The sequence below is a fragment of the Micromonospora noduli genome (assembly GCF_003264475.1).
Classification (GTDB): domain Bacteria; phylum Actinomycetota; class Actinomycetes; order Mycobacteriales; family Micromonosporaceae; genus Micromonospora; species Micromonospora noduli.
Genome location: NZ_PYAC01000009.1, coordinates 1 through 19,404, shown reverse-complemented (window position 1 = coordinate 19,404; position 19,404 = coordinate 1). Strand labels below are relative to the sequence as shown.

The 19,404-nt window shown below is 71.1% G+C and carries 18 protein-coding genes; 12 read left to right on the top strand and 6 right to left on the bottom strand.

Annotated features, from left to right (window positions below):
* Position 1 precedes the first annotated feature (1 nt).
* A complete protein-coding gene (locus tag MED15_RS12650) occupies positions 2–505 on the top strand; it encodes a hypothetical protein (protein WP_146763074.1) in 504 nt (167 codons plus the stop codon).
* Positions 492–1,724, top strand: coding sequence for an MAB_1171c family putative transporter (locus MED15_RS12645; protein WP_112735722.1), 1,233 nt, complete (start codon positions 492–494; stop codon positions 1,722–1,724). Before MED15_RS12650 ends, MED15_RS12645 begins: the two co-directional genes overlap by 14 nt.
* Before the next feature lie 92 nt (positions 1,725–1,816).
* Here the strand turns inward: MED15_RS12645 and MED15_RS12640 are convergent, their stop codons facing one another.
* The 3 genes from MED15_RS12640 to MED15_RS12630 all read right to left on the bottom strand — a co-directional run bounded on the left by MED15_RS12640 (position 1,817) and on the right by MED15_RS12630 (position 4,899).
* Positions 1,817–2,272, bottom strand: a complete 456-nt coding sequence (locus MED15_RS12640; RefSeq protein ID WP_112735720.1) for a nitroreductase family deazaflavin-dependent oxidoreductase — start codon at positions 2,270–2,272, stop codon at positions 1,817–1,819.
* A 68-nt stretch (positions 2,273–2,340) separates the two neighbouring features.
* Positions 2,341–3,327, bottom strand: a complete 987-nt coding sequence (locus MED15_RS12635) for an SEC-C domain-containing protein (protein ID WP_112602918.1) — start codon at positions 3,325–3,327, stop codon at positions 2,341–2,343.
* Between the two features lie 105 nt (positions 3,328–3,432).
* The gene (locus MED15_RS12630) at positions 3,433–4,899 is read right to left on the bottom strand and encodes an MFS transporter (protein ID WP_112582701.1); all 1,467 of its coding nucleotides are present in this window, start codon (positions 4,897–4,899) and stop codon (positions 3,433–3,435) included.
* Between the two features lie 224 nt (positions 4,900–5,123).
* Between MED15_RS12630 and MED15_RS12625 the strand changes: the two genes are divergently transcribed.
* Positions 5,124–5,705 (top strand): TetR/AcrR family transcriptional regulator, encoded by a 582-nt coding sequence (locus tag MED15_RS12625; protein WP_181518568.1) that lies wholly within the window; start codon positions 5,124–5,126, stop codon positions 5,703–5,705.
* A 42-nt stretch (positions 5,706–5,747) separates the two neighbouring features.
* Here the strand turns inward: MED15_RS12625 and MED15_RS12620 are convergent, their stop codons facing one another.
* Positions 5,748–7,106 (bottom strand): pentapeptide repeat-containing protein, encoded by a 1,359-nt coding sequence (locus MED15_RS12620; RefSeq protein ID WP_146758758.1) that lies wholly within the window; start codon positions 7,104–7,106, stop codon positions 5,748–5,750.
* A 204-nt stretch (positions 7,107–7,310) separates the two neighbouring features.
* Here MED15_RS12620 and MED15_RS12615 point away from each other — a divergent pair, with 204 nt between their 5' ends.
* From MED15_RS12615 to MED15_RS12605, 3 genes are all read left to right on the top strand, one after another.
* Positions 7,311–8,105 (top strand): esterase/lipase family protein, encoded by a 795-nt coding sequence (locus MED15_RS12615; protein ID WP_112726494.1) that lies wholly within the window; start codon positions 7,311–7,313, stop codon positions 8,103–8,105.
* A 174-nt stretch (positions 8,106–8,279) separates the two neighbouring features.
* Positions 8,280–10,481: a M48 family metalloprotease gene (locus MED15_RS12610; protein WP_112582697.1), complete on the top strand. Its 2,202-nt coding sequence runs from the start codon at positions 8,280–8,282 to the stop codon at positions 10,479–10,481.
* Between the two features lie 14 nt (positions 10,482–10,495).
* Positions 10,496–10,888 (top strand): effector-associated constant component EACC1, encoded by a 393-nt coding sequence (locus tag MED15_RS12605; RefSeq protein ID WP_112582696.1) that lies wholly within the window; start codon positions 10,496–10,498, stop codon positions 10,886–10,888.
* Between the two features lie 67 nt (positions 10,889–10,955).
* On the opposite strand, the gene MED15_RS12600 is transcribed toward MED15_RS12605, so the two are convergent.
* Complete coding sequence (locus tag MED15_RS12600; protein ID WP_112582695.1) at positions 10,956–11,828, bottom strand: aldo/keto reductase; 873 nt, start codon at positions 11,826–11,828, stop codon at positions 10,956–10,958.
* 242 nt (positions 11,829–12,070) lie between these two features.
* On the opposite strand from MED15_RS12600, the gene MED15_RS12595 reads away from it, so the two are divergent.
* From MED15_RS12595 to MED15_RS12580, 4 genes are all read left to right on the top strand, one after another.
* Entirely contained in the window at positions 12,071–12,433 is a 363-nt protein-coding gene (locus MED15_RS12595; protein ID WP_091407872.1) for a YciI family protein, read from the top strand.
* A 132-nt stretch (positions 12,434–12,565) separates the two neighbouring features.
* On the top strand, positions 12,566–13,948 hold the full coding sequence (locus tag MED15_RS12590; RefSeq protein ID WP_167457646.1) for an FAD-binding oxidoreductase: 1,383 nt from the start codon (positions 12,566–12,568) through the stop codon (positions 13,946–13,948).
* Between the two features lie 234 nt (positions 13,949–14,182).
* Positions 14,183–15,631 (top strand): pyruvate kinase, encoded by a 1,449-nt coding sequence (gene pyk, locus MED15_RS12585; RefSeq protein WP_112582693.1) that lies wholly within the window; start codon positions 14,183–14,185, stop codon positions 15,629–15,631.
* Positions 15,628–16,512, top strand: a complete 885-nt coding sequence (locus MED15_RS12580; RefSeq protein WP_112582692.1) for an acyl-CoA thioesterase — start codon at positions 15,628–15,630, stop codon at positions 16,510–16,512. Before pyk ends, MED15_RS12580 begins: the two co-directional genes overlap by 4 nt.
* A 69-nt stretch (positions 16,513–16,581) precedes the next feature.
* Here MED15_RS12580 and MED15_RS12575 read toward each other — a convergent pair whose 3' ends face one another.
* A complete protein-coding gene (locus tag MED15_RS12575; RefSeq protein WP_112735716.1) occupies positions 16,582–17,250 on the bottom strand; it encodes a YceI family protein in 669 nt (222 codons plus the stop codon).
* Between the two features lie 291 nt (positions 17,251–17,541).
* Here MED15_RS12575 and MED15_RS12570 point away from each other — a divergent pair, with 291 nt between their 5' ends.
* A complete protein-coding gene (locus MED15_RS12570; RefSeq protein ID WP_091407884.1) occupies positions 17,542–18,006 on the top strand; it encodes an RrF2 family transcriptional regulator in 465 nt (154 codons plus the stop codon).
* Positions 18,007–18,104: 98 nt separating this feature from the next.
* Positions 18,105–19,100, top strand: a complete 996-nt coding sequence (locus MED15_RS12565) for a sulfite exporter TauE/SafE family protein (protein ID WP_112735714.1) — start codon at positions 18,105–18,107, stop codon at positions 19,098–19,100.
* Positions 19,101–19,404: the final 304 nt, after the last annotated feature.

The window sequence follows — 19,404 nt, the reverse complement described above, 5'->3', positions numbered from 1 at the left end:
CATGCGACTGCGTCGGCTTGAGCGGATGGCCGCGCGCGTCCTCGAGGAGCTGTCTCTTCCCCGGCTCATCACGATGTCAGCCCTCTGTGCGCACATCTCCGCGGCCAGGCAACGTCCGCTGCATTTGCACCCACTCACGATGGCGGGCACTCCGGGGGCTCCTGGGGGAATGTGGATCGAAACTCAGGCGGCAGATCACATCTTCTACAACGGGGACACCCGGCCACTGCATCAGCAGCACATCATTCTTCACGAGATCGGGCACATGCTCTGTCGTCATCGCAACGCGGACACGGATGCACTTGCCGCCATCATGCCCGATCTCGATGTGGAGATGGTCCGTTCCGTGCTTACGAGGTCGACCTACTCCCTGGTGGCCGAGCAGGAAGCGGAGGTGATCGCGACGCTGCTCGCGCAGCGTATGCAGTCACCGGAAATCGGCCTTCAGCCCGCCAACATTCTCGAAGAGTTCAATAGCCAGGCGTCCCGCGATGTCCACCGGTGACCTGATCGAAATCGTTGCCGTCGGCGCACTCTGGTTGGTGCTCGCCGTTCAGGCGGGCCGTAGCAGGCAATCTTCGCGGGACAGCTGGGCCTTCCTGCTGCAGGCTGGACTTGCCGTCGCGGCCACCCTCAATCTGGCAGTGGTCAGCCGAGCCGTCGATACAACGACCGGTCTCGTGGACCTGAGTGTCCTGGTGAAGAACGTCGCAGGTCTGATCGTGGCGTACCTCGCCTCGGGCCTCGCGTCCGCCATTGCTACCACCGCGCCGGGGAAGGGTTACCGGTTAAAGACCAACGTCCTGCTGCCCGGTGGTGCGGCGATTGGCATGTGTTTCCTATTCGCGGCAGCCCCGCATCATCCCGGCGGTGACGACTTCGTCACCGAGTCCGCCGAATCGCCATACACCGTCTGGTACGGACTTCTCTACCAGTCCGCAATCGTGGTCGCTGTCGCGCGGGCGCTGCTGACGATCTGGAAGCTCGCGTTGAGGCGTTTCGGCAGCAGGGGTAACTGGAGCATCGTGGTGACCGCCGTGGGCGGGTCAGTCCTGTTGGCCTACATTCTCAATCGAATCGCCTTCATTCTCAGCCACGCGGCGCACATCGAGCTTCTGGAGGGGCCGGGTTACGTACTTTTCTCCAAGTCGCTCTTCGGCGTCGGGTTGACACTGCTTGCGATCGGCGCGGCGGTGCCGGTCAGCAGGCCGACGCGGCGATATATCCGCGACACCGCGCGGCTGCACCGCCTCTATCGGTTGTGGCATACATTGCAACTTTCCGTGCCGGACGTGGTCCTGAGCGCACCGCCAAGCCGAATGGCCGACGTTGCCAACGTCCTACAGGTACGACTACGTCTCTACCGACGGGTCATCGAGATCCGGGACGCGCAATCCGAGCTGGCCACCTATGTCGATGAGTCAACAATTTCCGCCGCACAGGATCTTGTCAGGCAGATGGGGCTTACCGGAGAGGCCGCCGAGGCGGCCATCGAGGCGTGCTGGACCGCTGCTGGGCTGCGTTTCAAGTCCGAGCGCTCCGTCGAGAGAGGCGGCACCGTCGCTTTCGCCGGTAGCGCCGCAGTGCCAGATCTTGACAGTGACGTCGAATCACTTCTGCGGGTCAGGGCCGTCTATTTCTCTCCGGCGGTCCAGCAGTTCGTCGGGCCACCGTCAGCCGCTGAACGTCCGAGGACCGCGTCGGCCACCGATCAGCGCGTGTGAGCGTTGGTGTCGCGAGATCGACGCGAACTGCTGCGCCTTGCCGGAGTGGGTGCAGACCTACGTCACCCGAGCCTTCCTGACAGTGGGAGGTGTCAATCGATGGAGGGTTCACGCTCTATGACCACGACCGGGATCTCGCGGTCGGTCTCCTTCGCGTAGCGGCCGTACGTCGGGAAGACCTTCGTCATCACCGGCCACAGCCGGACGCGCTCCTCGCCGGTCGCGGTCCGGGCCCGACCCGTGATCCGCTCCGCGCCGACCTGGATCTCCACCGCAGGGTCCGCGCTGAGGTTCAGGTACCAGGCGGGGTGCTTGGCCGCGCCGCCGTTGGACGCCACCAGCAGATAGTTGTCGCCGTCGCGCCCGTACATCAGTGCCGTGCGGCGCAGCTTGCCCGATCGGCGTCCGCGGGTGGTGAGCAGCAGCGAGGGTACGCCGTGGAAGGTGCCTCCGTCCGCGCCGTCGGTGTGCACGTAGCGCCGGATGTGGCTGGCGACCCAGCCGACGGGGCTGTCCTCGACCGTCTCGTTCTGCTCGTGTGTGGTCACGCCATCGCCTTCATCGTCGAGTCGACCGGACGCATCGACCGTACGTCGGGGTCAGAGCGCTGGAGCAATCAGCTGCGCGAGCGTGGCAGGCAGCACTTCTTGTACTTGGCGCCGGACCCGCACCAGCAGGTGTCGTTGCGGCCGGGCGGCCAGGCTGTCACGCCCGACTCGTCGAGGCTGTCGGCGTACTGGTCGAGGGTTTCCTCGCTGGTGGGGTCGCTGTCGGTGCGTTCGGCGAAGGCCGCCAGGTCGGCGACCGTGCCGACGACCACGCCCAGGTCGGCGCCGCCCATGCCGGAGGCGTCGACGAGGGCGCGTTCGATCTGGGCGCGGTGCTCGTCCCAGGTGGCCGGGTAGCTGTCGACCAGAGCGGGCCAGCGCAGCAGCAGTGCGGTGAACTCCGCCTGCGGCCAGAACAGCAGTGTCGCCGGGCCGTCGTCGAGGGCGTCGAGCGCGTGGGTGCTCGCGGCGCGCAGCCGATCGGCGAGGTTGTCGTACTCGTCGTGGGGTAGGCCCTGCTCTTCGCGCAGGTCGTGCCGCCGCTGGGCCAGGCCGTAGATCATGGCCGCGGCCTCGTCCTGGGCGTCCTCGGATTCGTGCTGCTGGGTGCGGGTCCGTTCCAGGATGGCGTCCAGTGCCCCGGTGAGCCATTCCAGCGCCGTGTCGGCGTGGCCGGCCTCGGCCAGCTCGTCGATCAGGTACGTGGCCGCGGGATCGGTCTCCAACAGGGGACGCAGGGCGGTCAGTTCGGCCATGCCCTCGTCCGAGCGGTCGAGGCGCAGCAGTAGACCGCCGCGCACCGCTCGGGCGTACGCGTTGTCGTCCGGCTGCTCGGCGATGGCGCGGGTGGCCAGGGCGAGCGCGTCGGCCAGGTCACCGGCCTGTTCCAGGATGTCCGCGGCGACCAGCAGGGCGTACCCGGTGTCGTCGGGGTCCGCGACGCGCCCCTCGTCGACGGCGTTCACCAGTTCCGCGACGAACGCGGCCGGGTTCGGGCTAGCGGAACCCAGGGCGCCGATCTCTTCGATGCGGTCGGCGGTCAGCAACTCGGACATGGGCGCATCCTGAAAGACGACTGTCGGTGGGTGGGGGAGCGGCCAGCGTACTCCTGGACATGCAGCAGCCCGGGCGGCGAACCGCCCGGGCTGCGACACGTTCCCTCAGCGGGTCGCCGGCATGGTGGCGAACTCGCCGGCTAGCTCCGACTCGACGATCGTCGCGGCGGACGGCCGGCGACCGGCCGACGCCCGCCGGGCGGACGGGACGGCGAGGGCCGCGAGCGCGGCGGCAAGGGCGATCGCCGTGAGGACGAGAAACCCCATCGTGAAGCCGGCCTCCCGGGGCAGACCGTTGGCCTGCGGGTGGGCGGTGATCACGCCACTGACCACGGCCGCGCCGATCGCGCCGCCGATGGTGCGGATGTTGGCGTTCATGCCGGTCGCGACGCCGGTCTGGCTGGCGGGCACGCTGGCGACGATCAGGTTGGCCATCGACGCGAAGGCCAGGCCGATGCCGAGGCCGACCAGGCCACCGGCGATGGCGACCTCCCAGCGGGTGTCGTGCGCGGTGGCGAGCATCGCGGACGCGGCCACGTTGAACGCGGCACCGGTGGCGAGCTGCGCCTTGGCGCTGAAGACGGCCTGGAGTCGCCCGGCGATGAGGCCGGCGACGAACATCGCGACGAGCATCGGCAGCATGAGCAGACCGGCCTGGCTGATGCTGGCGCCGAAGCCGTAGCCGGCGATGGTCGGGGTCTGCACGAACTGGGGAAGGAACGCGTACACGGAGAACATCGACGCGCCGTAGAGCAGGGCGACGAGGTTGGTGGTCCAGACGCCGGGTAGGCGCATCATCCGCATGTCGATAAGCGGGTTGCTCGAGCGCACCTCGGCGACCAGCCAGCCGGCCAGCAGCACCACGGCGAGCGCCAGCAGGCCGAGCACCCGGGTGGAGGTCCAGCCCCAGGTGGCGCCCTGGCTGATCGGCAGCAGCAGCGCGACCAGCCAGCCGGAGAGCAGCACTGTGGCGCGCCAGTCGATGCGACCGGGGGTACGGACCGGCGACTCGGGCACGAACAGGTGCGCGGCCACGGCGGTCAGCCCGACCACGACCATCGGGATCCAGAACAGCCAGCGGTAGTCCAGCGTGCTGACGATCGGGCCGGCCAGCACGATGCCCAGGCCACCGCCGACGGCGACGATCGCCGAGATGGCGGCCACCGCGGTGGAGACCCGCGCGGCTGGGAACTCGTCGCGGATGATGCCGAACGAGAGGGGGAAGACCGCTCCGCCGATGCCCTGCACGACCCGGGCGAGGATGAGGATGCCGATGTTCGGCGCGATGGCGGCGAGCAGGCAGCCGAGGGCCAGTGCGGCGAGCGAGACGACGAGCATCCGCTCCTTGCCGACCATGTCGCCGACGCGTCCGAGGATCGGCGTGAAGATCGACGCGCTGAGCAGGTAGGCGGTCAGGACCCAGGTCACGGTGTTCTGGGAGGTGTGCAGGTCCTGCTGGATGGTCGGCAGCACCGGGGTGATCAGCGACTGGAGCATCGCGAAGAACCCGGCGCCGGCCGCGAGCACGGTGAAGGTGAGCCGACGCGAGCTGCGTCGGGAAGTCACTGCCACGAGAGAAAACTCCCTGATTACGTACGGGAATGAAGGCTTTGTCGCCCGTCCGTCCGGGACGGGGTGGTCTGTCGGGGTCCGGGCGATCGGGGTGGCCAGGCGGCGATCGGGCGGGTCCCGAGGTACAGTAACCGGAGGCAGGCCTCCGGGATTCCGGAGGGGTGCCTCCACTAAGCTAGCGGAGGGTTGCCTCCGGATGCAACCAGGGTGAGGTGACGCACGTCATGACCAGCGCGGGGCAGGCGCCCGAGGTCTTCGCCCAGCGGCCCAAGCGGGCCGACGCGCGGCGTAACTACGACGCCCTGATCGCGGCGGCACGCGATGCGTTCGCCGAGAACGGCGCCGCCGCCTCCCTGGAGGACGTGGCCCGTCGGGCCGGCGTGGGCATCGGCACGCTCTACCGCAACTTCCCGACCCGCCAGCACCTGTTCGAGGCCGTCTACGTCGAGGAGGTCCGGGCGCTGTGCCACACCGCCGAGGGCCTCGCCGAGCTGCCGCCCTGGGACGCGCTCGTCGCCTGGCTGCACCGCTTCGTCGCGTACGTCGCCACCAAGCGGGCGCTCGCCGAGCAGCTGCTGCACGACTCCGAGATCTTCACCAGCTGCCGGGCGGAGATCTTCTCCGCCGGTGAGCCGCTGATGCGTCGCGCACAGGCCGCCGGTGTGGTCCGTGACGACATCGGCTTCGACGACGTGGTGCGGCTGATCAGTGGCCTCACCATGGCCCAGTTCCCGTCACCCGAGCAGCGTGACCGGGTGCTCGGCGTGGCCCTGGACGGCCTGCGCCCGCCAGCCACGCCGCGCTGACGGCCCAGCCGGCCGCGCCACGCTGACGACCGTCCCGGCCGGTCAGCGGTCGACCAGCAGCAGCCACTCGTCGTCGAGGCGATCCACGGTCGTGCCCGCCGGCCAGCGGTGGCCGGGATCGGCCACCGCCCGGGCCTGCTCGACCTGCGGCGGCCGGCTGAACTGTGTGTCGCGGAAGCTGGCCATGCTGTGGAACCGGGCCCGGCCGAAGTTCGCGGCGTCGAGAAAGCGGGCCCGGTCGAACAACGCCTCCGCGCCGAACACCGTCCAGCGGAACAGCGCCATGTTCGTGAAACGGACCGAGTGGAAGTTGGCCGACCTGCCGAACTCGGTGTGCTCCATCGACAGGGCGCCGTCGAAGACGGCCTCCCGGAACGTGGCGGCGTCCTCGAAGCGGGTGGCGTCGAAGCTGGTCGGCTGACCGAAGGTCACCCGGCGAAACGAGGTTGGGCCGGCGAAGCTGGCTCGCCGGCAGGCCAGGCCGCCGGGAAGGGCGCCACCATCGAAGCTGGCCCCACCGCCGACGCGAACGTCGTCGAGGATGACCTCGCCGTCGGCCGCGAGCCCTTCGAAGACCACGTCGCCGAAGGTCGCCGCGTCGAGCAGGAGCCGCCCCCGCGCCGTCGCGCCCGCGAAGGTGGTCGTACCGGTGAACACCGCCTCGGTGAAGTTCGCGTCGACGAGCGTGCAGCCGGCGGCGTCGAAGTCGACAAGTGTGGCGCCGGCCAGGTCGAGCCTCAGCTCCGGCCAGTGCGCAGCGTCGTCCGCGCGCAGGTGCCGGGTGAGCACGCGCTGCGCGCTGCGCCGGACCTCCGTCTCGCGCGGCTCGCCGTCGGGCGCCGGCATCCGCAGGTACGCGCAGAGCACCGCCGCGATCGTCGGGCGCTGCCCCGGGTTGTCCTGACCGAGGCGCTCCAGCGCGTGCAGGCCGCCGAGGCGCACCGCCGCGCTGTCGTTGCCGAGCAGCTCGACCGCCCGGGTGTAAAGCTCGGTCAGTCGACGCTCCGCCGCGTCGTGCTCGGCGGCCCCGGACTGCCGGTCCTGGTGGCGCTGCGCGACCTCGGCCACCGCCTCGGCGTGCGCCTGCACCCGGTCCCGGTGCACCTGGTCCCGTGCGGCGACGTTCTCCTGGTGCCGTTGCGCCCGTTCGGCGATCCACTGGCGGCGGGCGGCGAGCAGCAGCGCGAGCCCTCCGCCGGTGCCCGCGACGACGGTCAGGCCGGTGCGGATCGCGTCGATGCGCAGCGTGGCGCGGGTGTCCGGTTGGCTGGCCCGGTCGGCCTCGGTGAGCAGCAGGTCCAGCACCAGCCAGCCCAGGGCGATGGCGACCAGCAGGCCGACCAGGACCAGCCACCACGGCATCACCCGCAGCTCGCGCTCGGTGGGTTCGTCGGCAGCCACGGCCACAGCATGCCAGGCAGGGTCGGTGTCCGATATGGAGCGTGACGGTATGACCGTTTACGCCTCCGTCGGAACAACGGGTTACCGGCGCGTAACAAGTCATTGACGTTTCTGAATTGTTGCGGGGATGATCGTCACACGGTCGACCGGACACCCCCACCCACCTGCCCGGTTCGCCGGGCGCCTCCCCCCGGAGGTGCAGCGATGCTGCTCCGAAAGACCGCCCTCGTCCTGGCCCTCGCCACCGCCGCGCTGCTCGCGTCCACCGCCACGGCGACCGCCGCCCCCGCCGAGCCGGCCCCGGCCACCGCCGCTCCCACGACACCCTTCGCCGCCGCGGCGGCCAACCCCGTCATTGTTGTCGGCGGGCTCAGCGGCGTCGCCGTCGCGTACGAGCCGATCGCCGCCCGCCTGCGCGCCGACGGCTACCGCACCTTCATCTACCAGCTGCCCGGGCTGGGCCTCGGTGACATCCCCACCTCGGCCCGCGCGTTCGCCAGCTACGTCAACCAGGTCCGCGCCAGCACCGGCGCGGCGAGCGTGGACGTCGTCGCCCACTCCGAAGGCGGCCTGGTCAGCCGGTACTACCTCAAGCGGCTCGGCGGCACCGCCACCGTCGGTCGCTACGTCAGCCTGGGCACACCGCAGTACGGCACGTACGTCGCCAACATCGTGGCGTTCCTGGGTCTGGGTAGCTGCGCCGGCGTGGTGGCCTGCCAACAGATGAGCATCGGCTCGGCGTTCCTCGCCGACCTCAACGCCGGCGACGACACCCCGGGCGCGGTGCGCTACACCACCATCCGCACCGTGCAGGACGAGTTGGTCCGGCCGACCGGGAACGCCGCCGTCAACGACGGTGCGACGAACGTGCTGATCCAGGCGTACTGCCCGCTGCGGGTGGTGGGGCACCTCGGTCTGGTGCTCGACGGCACGGCGTACACCATCGTGCGCGGCGCCCTGGTCGACGGCCCGGTGCGACCCAACTGCCTCGCGCTCTGATCCGGTCCGGTGCGGTGGTCCCGGAGGGGGCGGCCGCACCGGATCCGCGAGGGTGAGTGTCGGGTGCGCGACGTTCGTGGGAAAGGGGGTTTCAGGCATCAGGGGTCCTCGATAGCCTGCTGCGGCTGTCCATTCCCGACAGTGGACGCCATCCTCCGAGAGGGAGCAGCGCTCATGACCGAGCCGCCCACCGTGCCGCCGGAGAACACCCCGCCGACCGTGCCGCAGCTCGACGTCCGGGCCGCCCAACCGCTGTCGGCCCACACCCCGCCGCCCACCGGCGGGTTCGCCGACCGCCCACCGGGCTACCCCAGCGCGCTGGTCTGGCTGCGGGCCGGAATCCTGCGGGACTGGCGCGGCGTGGTCGGCGCGTTCCTCGCCACCTGGTTCTACCTGCCGATCGCGCTGCTCGTCGCGTTCTGGGGCGGTCTCGCGTTCGGCGTCGCCGGGCTCTTCGCCATCGGGGCCGGCGCCAACGACCAGGTGCCCCAGGTGCTGCGCGACGCCCCGCTGATCGGCTCGCTGATCGAGGCGTTCCTGACCCGTTCCGGCGGGGTGCTCGGCGGCGTGGCCGGCTTCGCGATCGGCTTCCTGGTCGGCTTCCTCGTCGTGCTGGCGCTGCCCTGGCTGGGCGTCGCCGACGAGCCCTTCGCGCTGCTCACCGGCCTGATCGGCACTGTCGTCGCGGCGGCGCTGATCGGCGTCCTCTACACGCTCTACCGGGTGCTGCTCGAACCCCGCCTGCTGGTCGTCTCGGGCGCCCGCCAGCCCAGCCGCCGCGAGGACGCGCGGCTGCGCCCCATCCTCGATGACTGCGCCCGACGGCTCGGCCTGCCCAGCGTGCCCCGGCTGCTCATGGAGGACGACCCGGTCCTGAGCAACGCCCGCACGTACGCCCGACACGTGGTGGTCACCACCGCCGTGCTGACCGAACCGGACGACGAGGTCGCCGCGCTGCTCAGCCACGAGCTGGTGCACTGGCGGACCGGGGACGAGATCACCAGCGCCTTCGTCCGCGGTGTCGGCCTGCCGCTGACCCTCGCGCACGCCCTGCCGACCTGGCTGATGCGGACGTTCCCGCACCCGGGCACCAACTTCGTGGTCTTCGTGTTCTTCTGGCCGGTGCTGCTCACCATGCGGTACGTGGTGCTGCCACTGCACGCCCGTGACGTGCGGGCGGCCGAGTACCGGGCCGACCTCGGCGCCGTGCTCACCGGGCACGTCGACGGACTGCGGCGCATCCTGGAACGGCGGCTGTCCTTCGAGACCGGCCGCAGCGGCTGGGACGAGGCGGTCTGCGCCACCCACCCGCCGCACGAGCTGCGGCTCGACGCGTTGGAGCGGGCGTCGCTGGCCGGTGCGCCCGGGGCGGCCCAGCCCGTCACCGCCGATGGGCTGTTCAACCCCGCCGGCCCGGTCGGCACCCGCCGCACCTGGCTGCTGGTCGGCGCCCTCACACTGGTCGCCTGCCTCGGCACCAGCGGGCTCGGCGTGGTGCAGTGGGCGTTCTTCCGCCCCCAGGCGGCGATCGACGGCTACTTCGCCGCGCTCGCCGACCGGGACAGCGACGCCGCGCTCGGTTACCTGACCGACCAGGGCAGCGGCGCCGACACCAAGCTGCTCGCGCAACTGTTGCGCGGCAAGGGCTACCAACCACCGACCGACGTCAAGATCAGCTCGTTGGAGCGCGACGGCGACAGCGCCACCGCCACTGTGGCGTACCGGCTGGGTGACGCGCGGGAGACCACCACCCTCACCCTGCGCCGCGAGGACGAGACCACCGCCGGGCTGTTCCACGGCTGGCGGTTGAGCGGCGGGCCGACCCAACTCAACGCCGCGATCGCCGACCCCGGAGTACGGCTCAACGGGGTGGAGCTGCCGGTCGCCACCGAGGGCCCGCCAGTGGTGCTGCTGCCCGGCGGTTACAGCGCGACCGGCCCGTCCAGCGCGCTCAGCGAGACGCCGAGCGCGACAGTGCTGGTGGGCCCGGGGGAGACCGCAGCCGTCCTGCAACTGGCGCCGGTGCTCAAGCCGGCGGCGATCGAGGCCGTCGAGGCCCGGGTACGCGCCTGGTTGGACGAGTGCGCCAAGCAGACCGTCGCCGCCCCGCCGGGCTGCCCGTTCCGCTACTACGGCGGCTCCATCCAGAAGATCACCTGGAAGATCCTCGAATACCCGAAGCTCGCCGTCGAACTCACCGGCCCGGCCAGCGCCCAGGTTTCCACCCCGACCGAGACCCAGGGCAGGGTGGAGGCCAGTGGCACGACCACCTACTTCGGCGGCAGCTCACCGTTCAAGGACGACAATGCGTTCACCGTCGCGGGCGTCGCCACCTCCGACGGGGACAACGTGACCTTCCGACCCGCCGCCGACTGACCGGGAGACAGACCGTGACCGACAGCGACACCGCAGCCCGGCTGCCCGTCCGGCTGACCATCAACCCCCGGCAGCGGCAGCCTCCGTCGGTCGACCTGCTGACCTGGATCCACCGCCGCCCCGAGTACCGGCCGGGAGTCCGCCCGGCCGGCGGCGGCGGTGGCCGGCCGGGTTTCAGCGACGCGGTGATCATCGCGGTGCTGGCCCAGGGGCTGCTTCCGGGGCTGTTCAACCTGTTGCAGTCCTGGGTCGACCAGCAGCGCACCGAGGCCAGCATCCGGATCCAGACCGGGGACACCGAAGTGGAGTTGCAGGTGAGCGGACGGACCGACTCCGCTCGCCTGCTGGCCCAGGCGACCGAGGCGCTACGCGCCGCCCGAGAGCCCGGTCCGGACGCCGTCGACTGACCCGACGGCGCCCGGGAGCCCGGTTTCGGACGCCGCCGGCTGAGCCGACGGCGTCCGGAGCGGTGGGTCAGCTCGCCTTGGCGAGCGCCTCGAACTCGTCGTCGGTGAGCCGCACGTCGGCCGCGCCCACGTTCTCCTCCAGGTGCGCCACCGAGGACGTGCCGGGGATCGGCAGCATCACCGGCGAGCGGCGCAGCAGCCAGGCCAACGCGAGCTGCGCGGGGGACGCGCCGTGCGCGGTGGAGATGGCGTCCAGCGGCCCGCCCGGGCGGGCCAGCTCACCTGTCGCGATCGGGTACCACGGGATGAACGCGAGGTCGTTGCGCTCGCAGTACTCCAGCACGTCCTCGGCGCTGCGGTTGGCGAGGTTGTACAGGTTCTGCACCGACGCGATCGTGGTGATCGCCCGGGACTCCTCGATCTGCGCGACGCTCACCTCGGACAGCCCGATGTGCTGGATCTTGCCTTCCTCCCGCAGCAGGGCCAGCTCACCGAGCTGATCGGCGAGCGGCACCTTCGGGTCGATCCGGTGCAGCTGGTACAGCGGGATGCTGTCCAGGCCGAGGTGGCGCAGGCTCAGCTCGCACTGCTGGCGCAGGTACTCCGGGCGGCCCAGCGCACGCCAGTCGCCGGGGCCGGAGCGGCTCAGCCCGGCCTTGGTCGCGATCACCAGGTCATCGGCGTACGGGTGCAGCGCCTCCCGGATCAGCAACTCCGAGACGAACGGCCCGTACGAGTCGGCGGTGTCGATGAACGTCACGCCCAGCTCGACCGCACGGCGCAGCACACGAACCGCCTCGGCCGGGTCCTTCGGGTCACCCCAGACACCCGGGCCGGTGATCTGCATGGCCCCGTAGCCGAGCCGGTTGACTGTGACATCGCCACCGATCCGGTACGTGCCGGACGCCTTCGCGGGCTGCTCACTGATATTTGTTGCCATTGCCCGATCCCCAATCGTCTCGTCGTGGCGGGCGTGGACAGCGCGGGCGTGAAGAGCCCACCCACCACCGAAGGATCATCCCCCGGAACCCCGCCGCCATGCCGCCGGTCGGCCGAGTGTGGGCGCGGACACGCCGGCAGCGCGCCGAGCCGAGTTGCCGGGAAGCGCCCGGTACGACCGGGGTGTCCGTGCGACGCTGGCCGGAGCCGGTGCGTTCCGGCGCGACGGCGGAGGGAGCACCCATGGGAGTGCCGCAGGTCAACTTCGCGCTCGACACGTACGAGTGCATCGTGATCTATCCCGGCGCGGCCGGGCGGGCCCTGCCCGCGGAGACCGTGCAACGGTTGCAGGCCGAGCACGCCGAACACATGCAGGCGTTGCAGCGACGCGGCATCGTCCTGGTCGCCGGCTCAGTGGACGGGCCGGCGCGCGAGCCGGACCCGCCGATCGGCTTCGGGCTGGCCCGTACCGGCAGCGTCGACGATGTCCGCAGCGTGCTGGAGGCTGACCCGGCGGTGCAGGCCGGGCTCTACCGGGTGGAGGTTCTGACCTTCCTCTGCCCGGCCGGTTCCCTGGAGTTCCCACTGGTCAAGGCGGGCAGCTGAGCCGCCAGCCCATCGGTGGCTGTCGTGATGATGACGGCGCTCGCCCGCCTGCCGGTGCTACGGTCGCGCCCTGCGCGGGCCGCCGCCGGGGCGTACCCGGTGTCGTGGGTCGGCCCCGGTCGAGGAGTCGCCATGATCTCCGCCGCCACCCCCGATGTCGCATCGGCCGCCGCCCGACTGCGTGCCCTGCTCGGCGACCGGCTGCACGAGCCGGGCGATCCCGGTTACGCCGCCACCACCCGGCTCTGGAACGGCGCGGTGGCGTGCACGCCCGCGCTGGTCGCCGAGTGCCAGGACTCCGACGAGGTGGCCGAGGCGGTCCGCATCGCCACCCGGTGCCACCTGCCCCTCTCGGTCCGCTCTGGAGGGCACGACTGGGCCGGCCGGGCGCTGCGTGACGGCGCTCTGGCGCTCGATCTGACCGGGCTGCGCTCCGTTCGCGTCGACAAGGACGCGGCCACGGTGACCATCGGCGGCGGCGCCACGGCGGCCGAGCTGCTCGCCGCCGCCCGCCCGTACGACCTGGTGGTCCCCACCGGCGTGGTCGGCGCCGTGGGGATGGCCGGGCTCACCCTCGCCGGCGGGTACGGCCCGCTGTGCGGCCGGTTCGGTCTGGCCCTGGACAGCCTGCTCGGCGCGGAGGTGGTTCTCGCCGACGGCCGCCGGGTCACCGCCGACCCCCGGCACGACGCCGAGCTGTACTGGGCGTTGCGCGGCGGCGGCGGGAACCTCGGCATCGTCACCGAGCTGCGCTTCCGCGCGCACCGGCTGCCCGGTGTGCTGGCCGGCATGATCATGTTCGCGCTCTCCGAGGCGCCGGCCGTGCTGCGCGGCTACGGCGCGCTGGTCGCCGAGGCTCCGGACGAGCTGACCGTGATGGCCGGCTTCCTGCCCGGCCCGGCCGGCGAGCCGGTGATCTTCGTGTGCCCGTTCTACAGCGGCCCCGACCTGAACGCCGGGGCGCCGTGGATGGACCGGCTGCGCGCGTTGGGCACCCCACTGGTCGACCAGATCGGCCCGATGCCGTACGCGGACGCGCTGAGGATGTTCGACGGTGGGATGGTCGACGGCAACCACTACCTGCTGCGGACCCGGTGGTTGCCCGCGCTCACCGACATCGCGGTGGACACGCTCGTCGACGCGGCCCGGCAGGTCACCTCTCCGTTCTCCGCGCTGGCCGTGCACCACTTCCACGGCGCGGCCACCCGGGTCCGACCCGGCGACACGGCGTTTGGGCTGCGCACCGATCACCTGATGGCCGAGATCATCGCGGTGTGGGCTCCCGGCGACCAGGCCGGTCCGCACCGCGAGTGGGCCGAGCGGACCTCTGCGGCGCTCGCCCCGCACGCCCTGCCCGGTGGTTACCCCAACCTGCTCGCCCCCGAGGAGACCGACCGGGTCCGGCTCGCCTACGGCGCGAACTGGGCGCGGCTGCGCCGGGCCAAGCGCCGCTACGACCCCCGCGACCTGCTGCACGCGGTGCCGACCCTGCCGCCCCCGGAGCACCCGGAGTGAGCCGCTGCCTGCCGCTCTCGGGGCACCCGGAGTGAGCCGCCGCCGGGAGCACCCCGACAGCGCACGCCGACAGAGGCGTACGATTCCCGGCGCGCGGTCGCTGATGCCCGTCGCCACAACGTTCCCGGTGCGGTTCCGCCCGCCGGCCCGACGCGCACCGCGCGTCGTTGGACACCTGTTCCGCTGCCTGCAAGGGGTCGGCCCCGAGTCCGACCTGAAGGAGAGACTAGCCTGATGGGCGTGACACGCCGCGCGAAGATCGTCTGCACTCTTGGTCCCGCCACCTCGTCCCCGGAGCGCATCCGGGGTCTCGTAGAGGCCGGCATGAACGTGGCGAGGCTCAACTTCAGCCACGGCAGCCACGCCGACCACGAGGCGGTCTACCGACTGGTCCGGGAGGCGTCGGAGGCAACAGGTAAGCCGGTCGCCGTCCTCGCCGACCTGCAAGGCCCCAAGATCCGGCTCGGTCGGTTCGCCGACGGCCCTCACGAGTGGCGCACCGGTGACTCCGTCGTGATCACCGGCGACGACGTCATCGGCACCAAGGAGCGGGTCTCCTGCACCTACCGCAAGCTGCCGCAGGAGGTGAAGCCCGGTGACCGGCTGCTGATCGACGACGGTCGGGTCGCCGTCGAGGTCACCGACGTCACCGGCAACGACATCCGCTGCCTCGTCACCGAGGGCGGCCCGGTCTCCAACAACAAGGGCGTGTCGCTGCCCAACGTGGCGGTCAGCGTGCCCGCCATGTCGGACAAGGACGCCGAGGACCTGCGCTTCTCCCTGGGTCTCGGCGTCGACCTGGTGGCGCTCTCCTTCGTCCGCTCGGCCGAGGACATCAAGCTCGTGCACGGGATCATGGCCGAGGAGGGCGTGTTCCGGCCGGTGCTCGCCAAGGTCGAGAAGCCGGAGGCGGTGGAGCACCTGGAGGCCATCGTGCTGGCCTTCGACGGCGTCATGGTCGCCCGCGGTGACCTCGGTGTCGAGATGCCGCTGGACGAGGTCCCGCTGGTGCAGAAGCGCGCCGTGCAGCTGTGCCGGGAGAACGCCAAGCCCGTCATCGTGGCCACCCAGATGCTCGACTCCATGATCGAGAACTCCCGCCCCACCCGGGCGGAGGCCTCCGACGTCGCCAACGCGGTGCTCGACGGCGCGGACGCGGTGATGCTCTCCGGCGAGACCAGCGTCGGCAAGTATCCGGTGCTCACCGTGAGCACCATGGCCAAGATCGTGACGACCACCGAGGCCGGTTCCATCGGGGTGCCGCGGTTGCAGCACGACCCGCGTACCCACGGTGGCGCTCTCACCGTCGCCGCCTCGTCGATCGCCCGGGCCATCAACGCCAAGGCGCTCGTCGCGTTCTCGCAGACCGGTGACACCGTGCGACGGCTGTCCCGCCTGCACTGTGACCTGCCGCTGCTGGCCTTCACGCCGGTCCCCGAGGTGCGTGACCAGCTCGCCCTCACCTGGGGCGTGGAGACCTTCCTGATGCCGTTCGTGCAGCACACCGACGACATGTTCCGCCAGGTCGACCAGGCGCTGCTCGGCCTCGACCGGGCCAACCCAGGTGACTACGTGGTGATCGTGGCGGGTAGCCCGCCCGGCACCCCCGGCTCGACCAACACGCTGCGCGTACACCAGCTCGGCTCGCTGGTCGACGCCGCGTCGGCGCGGGCCCTGCAGTGAGCGACGGTCGGGTCGCGGTCGGCCAGGCGGCGGTGGACCAGCTGCTGGAAGTGCTGGACCTCGACCCGACCGGGGAGATGACCTTCCGGGGGATGAGCCCCCCGGTCGGTCCACAACGGGTGTACGGCGGCCAGGTCGCCGGTCAGGCCCTGGTCGCCGCCGGCCGCACCGTCGACCCGGAGCGGTTCGTGCACTCGCTGCACGGCTACTTCGTCCGCCCCGGCGACCCGGTCGAACCGATCGCCTACGAGGTGGAGAACATCCGCGACGGCCGGTCCTTCTCGGTCCGCCGCGCGGTCGCCCTCCAGCACGGCAAGCCGATCTTCTTCATGTCGGCGTCGTTCCAGCGGGCCGAGGAGGGCCTGGACCACCAGGCCCCGGCCCCGCTGGACGTACCCCCGCCGCAGGACGTGCCGACGATGACCGACCGGCTCTCCCGATACCCGGAGCGGCTGGGCATCTGGGGTCAGATCCCACGACCGATCGACGTGCGCTACGTGGGCGAGCCCGGCTGGGTCCGCCCCGGCGACCGGCCCGCCGACCCGCACCAGCGCGTCTGGATGCGTATCGACGGCAAACTGCCCGACGACCCCCTGCTGCACGCCTGCGCGCTCACCTACGCCTCGGACCTCACCCTGCTGGACTCGGTGCTCTCCGCACACGGCGAGGTGTGGGGGCCGGGCGGGTTGGTCGGCGCGAGCCTGGACCACGCGCTGTGGTTCCACCGGCCGTTCCGGGCCGACGAGTGGTTTCTCTACGACTGCCTGAGCCCGTCGGCGTCCGGCGCGCGCGGGCTGGCCACCGGCCGGATGTTCACCACGGACGGCCAGCAGATCGCCAGCGCCGTCCAGGAAGGTCTGCTGCGCCGCGTCGGCGCCTGACCCTCTGGCTCATTCCCACCGAGCAGTCGTCGCTCGTCCCCGCCAGGCAGCTGGCGGGGATGACGTGGTTCAGGCCTGGTAGATGGCTTCGCCGGCGATCTCGATCTGCACCGTCCTGCCGACCAGCACCCCGCCGCTCTCCAGGACGACATTCCAGAGCAGGCCGTAGTCCTCACGGTTCATCTCGGCCGTCGCGCTGAATCCGAAGATGTTCTGCCCGTACGGATCCTGACGAGCACCACCAAAATTCACCTCCAGGTCGACGGCCCGGGTGATCCCCTTCACGGTCAACTCACCGGTGAGGACGAATCGTCCGGGAATACCGTCGGACTGCGGCGGAACAATGTGACTTCGGCCTCGTCCGCCCAACCGATGGTTGCGCAGACGCGCCCACTGGAATATGGGGTCCTCGTTGCCCTGCCATTTAATGCCGGTGCTTCGATATTCGAGGGTGGGAAAACGCTCCACATCGAGGAAGTCGGCACTCTTCAGATGCGTGTCCCGGTCGACACTCCCAGTGGTGATGCTGGCCGACATGATGGTGGCCGTCACCGAGGAGAGCAGCGGGTCCTCCGCCACGAAGATTTCCGCAGTGGCCTCGGCGAACTCACCACGCACCGGGCTCACCATCATGTGCCGGGACAGGAAACCGATCCGCTTGTGCGCCTGATCTAGAAGATAGGTGCCAGCCACCGGGATGGTCATGCCGTCCCAGGTGCGGGTGGCGATATCGGTCATCGTGTTGCCTTCCCCCCGAGCACACCCGGGTGTTTATCAATATGTTGCTGGCGGCCGGGTAAACGGCCAGACATTCGTACTCACGCCCAGCATAGGGACGCTCCGGAACGGCATTTCGGCCGCCACCGTGCGGTGGATCATGACCTACTTCACCGGTCCGTACCGGCGGCCGTTCATCGGTCTTGCCCGGCGGCCCGGACGGGTGCCAGCGGGGCTGCTTCCCATCGACGCGTGACCGATCGGCCGAGGGTCGCCCGCCCGCCCGGTGGACCAGCGACTAACCTTGCCGACATGCGCCTCTCCGCCCGGGTCGACTATGCCCTCCGCGCGGCCGCCGAGCTTGCCGCGACGGCCAGCGGCCCCGGGCGCGGCCGGCCGGTGACGGCCGACCAGATCGCCCGCGCCCAGGAGATCCCGCCGAAGTTCCTGGAGAGCATCCTTCTCCAGCTGCGCCGGGGCGGCATCGTGCACGCCCAGCGTGGCCCGGAGGGCGGCTACTGGCTGGCCCGCCCCGCCGAGGAGATCTCCCTCGCCGAGGTCATCCGGGTGATCGACGGGCCTCTCGCCCACGTACGCGGGCAGCGCCCCGAGCAGCTCGGTTACCACGGCCCGGCGCACGCCCTCCAGGAGGTCTGGATCGCGCTACGGGCAAGCGAGCGCGAGATCCTGGAACTGGTCAGCGTCGCCGACGTGGCCGCCGGCACCCTGCCCGCGCGGGTCACCGAGCTGGCCGCCGACCCGCGCGCCTGGATCTGAGCCGCGTCCCATCCACCGATCGGGGGCTTGACCCTGGCTGCCCCATCCCGCATTGTCGACCAAGTCGATAGGAGATGCCGAAAAGTCTGGGGGCGCTCGTGCGTAAGCTGTTGGTCCTCGCTCTGGTCGGGCTCGTCGCGCAACTGATCGATGGTTCGCTCGGCATGGCATACGGCTTGACCTCGTCCACTCTGCTGCTGGTCGCCGGAGTCGCCCCGGCCGCCGCCTCGGCCTCGGTGCACCTGGCCGAGATCGGCACCACGCTCGCTGCCGGCGTCGCGCACTGGCGGTTCGGCAACGTCGACTGGCGGGTGGTGACCCGCATCGCCCTACCCGGCGCTGTCGGCGCCTTCGTCGGCGCCACAGTGCTCAGCTCGATCTCCACCGAGTCCGCCGCACCGTGGATGGCCGGCATCCTCTTCACGCTCGGCGCGTACCTCCTGATCCGCTTCGCCCGACCACTGCGCACCGACCGGGTCGGCGGACGGCTCCGCGGTCGTTTCCTCGGCCCCCTGGGCCTGGTCGCCGGCTTCGTCGACGCGACCGGCGGCGGCGGTTGGGGCCCGGTGGCCACCCCCGCGCTGCTGGTCTCCGGTCGCATGGAACCGCGCAAGGTGATCGGCTCCGTGGACACCTCCGAGTTCGTTGTGGCCGGCGCTGCCAGCATCGGCTTCCTGATCGGGCTGGGCTCGGAGGGATTCCTGCTCCCCACCGTCGCCGCACTGCTCATCGGTGGGCTCATCGCCGCCCCGCTGGCCGCCTGGCTGGTGCGAATCGTGCCCGCCCAACTGCTCGGCGCGGCAGTCGGCGGCGTGATCGTGCTGACCAACGCCCGCACCCTGATGCGCTCCGCCGAACTGGACGGTCCGGCCCGCCCCGCCCTGTACGCCCTGCTCGCCGCCGGCTGGCTGGCCGCCCTGGTGTTGGCCGTACGCGCCCTACGCCGGACCCGCCGCGCCCGCGCCGAGGCCGCCGAAGCCGCCACCGTTGCTCCCGCCAACGCCGCCGGTGTGCCCGCCGAGGCCTCCGACACTGCATCCGTCGGCGAGGTCCCGGCCGATCTGGCCGCAACGGGTACGTCCGCCCCACGCTGACCCCACCGTTGCACCCACCCACCCACCCGCCGGTGCCGGGTCAAACGCCGTCATAGCCCAGGTTGATTGACCAAGATCGCGCAACATCCTGGATGTAGTGGGCTTCCCGGCGTCTCGTGGCCACTACATCCTGGATCGAGCGTGATCTTGACGGTGGGGTGGGCGCCCTGGACCCCACCCCGGTCGGGGCACGGTGTTCGTGGTCAAGATCCGCGCAACATCAGGGATGTTGCTGTCTCTCGCGCGTCGGAGGCAGCAACATCCGGGAAGTTGCGCAGATCTTGGCGCGGCGCGGCGCGGCGCG